The organism is Desulfosarcina cetonica JCM 12296 (assembly GCF_001311845.1).
In the GTDB taxonomy this organism is placed as follows: domain Bacteria; phylum Desulfobacterota; class Desulfobacteria; order Desulfobacterales; family Desulfosarcinaceae; genus Desulfosarcina; species Desulfosarcina cetonica.
On the sequence record NZ_BBCC01000435.1, the window covers coordinates 1 to 1,539 of the forward strand.

The 1,539-nt window shown below is 59.8% G+C and carries 4 protein-coding genes; 3 read left to right on the forward strand and 1 reads right to left on the reverse strand.

Annotated elements, in window-relative coordinates:
- Positions 1-94 precede the first annotated feature (94 nt).
- The gene (locus tag JCM12296_RS34715) at positions 95-373 is read right to left on the reverse strand and encodes a phosphopantetheine-binding protein (protein WP_054702736.1); all 279 of its coding nucleotides are present in this window, start codon (positions 371-373) and stop codon (positions 95-97) included.
- 241 nt (positions 374-614) lie between these two features.
- Between JCM12296_RS34715 and JCM12296_RS51700 the strand changes: the two genes are divergently transcribed.
- The 3 genes from JCM12296_RS51700 to JCM12296_RS34725 form a co-directional block, all read left to right on the forward strand.
- On the forward strand, positions 615-722 hold the full coding sequence (locus tag JCM12296_RS51700; RefSeq protein ID WP_479690897.1) for a hypothetical protein: 108 nt from the start codon (positions 615-617) through the stop codon (positions 720-722).
- Positions 686-997: an ApeP family dehydratase gene (locus JCM12296_RS34720; protein WP_054702739.1), complete on the forward strand. Its 312-nt coding sequence runs from the start codon at positions 686-688 to the stop codon at positions 995-997. Before JCM12296_RS51700 ends, JCM12296_RS34720 begins: the two co-directional genes overlap by 37 nt.
- 43 nt (positions 998-1,040) lie before the next feature.
- Positions 1,041-1,539 (forward strand): SDR family NAD(P)-dependent oxidoreductase (locus tag JCM12296_RS34725; protein WP_054702743.1); only part of this gene is annotated, 499 nt, incomplete at its 3' end.

The window sequence follows — 1,539 nt, forward strand, 5'->3', positions numbered from 1 at the left end:
CGGCGGCCGGCGCGCAGGGCGGCAACGGTATCGGTACTGCCGCTTCCCAGGGCGCTGATCAGGCCCATGGAAACGATGAAAACCGGAGCCTGGGTCAACTGGTGGTCTCCGGAGCGTGGTCCGGGGCGTGGGTTTGGATATAGTCGGCCAGGGAACGCAGGGTGGCGAATACCTTGGCACCCAGTTCACGGTTATTGATCACCACCTGATAATCCCTTTCGATCATGATCACCATTTCGAGCACATCGATGGAGTCGATGCCCAAAGGCCCACCCACCAGCGGATCGTCCGCGCGGATGTCTTCGGGAGCGACATCCGGCAGGTTCAGGATGTCCACGATTTTGATCTTCAATTCATTTAACAGTTTTTCCATCACCTGTTCCGCATCTGTTGCTTGGGTTGGGGCCATGATCGTTTACATGGCCCGCAAAGTATAGTAAACGGGCTTTCGTCAAGGCGCCCTTTGTCTACCTGCTTTCGGTTGCCTTTTCAATGAATTTGACGGATCCGTCTGAAACGCGATTTTTAAGAGTCTATCAATACCCGTAGTGCAGACAGGTGCCCATGCTGCCGGAAGGCTGACAATCGAAGATCTCCTGCCCCACCGGGACGCCATGCTGCTGATCGATGAGGTCGTTTCCCTCGGCCAGGAAAAGGCCGTCACCCGTTCGGCGGTTTCCCCGCGATGGCCCATGACCGACGCTGGTGGCGTGCGCGCCTGATCCTGGTGGAGTTGGCGGCCCAGACCGCGGCGATCAGCAACGGTTGGCAGAACCATTTGACCAACGGCCCGACCGCCGACCAGGGGGGCTGGATGGTGGGCGTCAAGAGCGCCCGGTTTTTCGTGGATCGCCTGCCCCTTGGAACCGACATCATCGTGACCTCGGAAAATGAGTTTGTCTTCGAGGGCTTTCGGGAAATTCGGGCCGAGGCCACGGTGGCCGGCAAACCGGTGGCCGAGATGACCCTGCAACTGATGCAGGCCGGAACGGACTGATCCTTTCTATTCAGGTCTATACAGATCGATACAGGATAATGGCATGAGCACGGCAACAGATACACCCGTGGCATTGGTCACCGGCGCCAGCAAGGGCATCGGTCAGGCCATTGGCGTTGAGATGGCCGCCAGCGGCTATCATGTGATCGTCAATTACCTCTCGGATCGAAAGGGCGCCGAGGAGACCCTTGCCGCAATGCGCGATGCCGGTGGCGATGGTGAAATCGCCGGGTTCAACGTCGCCGACGCGGACGAGACCCAGGCCGCCGTGGAATCCCTCCTGGGCCGCCATAGGCGCATGGACGCGCTGATCAACAACGCCGGCCGCGTGGCCGACGAGCTGTTTATCATGATGTCGCCGGAGAAGTGGCGCTCGGTGATCGATGTCACCCTGCAGGGATTCTACAACGTGACCCGACCGATCCTGGAGCGCATGATTGTCCAAAAACGCGGATCCATCGTTTCCATCGCCTCGGTGGCCGGCATCATGGGCAACCGCGGCCAGGCCAACTACGCGGCGGCCAAGGCCGGCTTGATCGGTG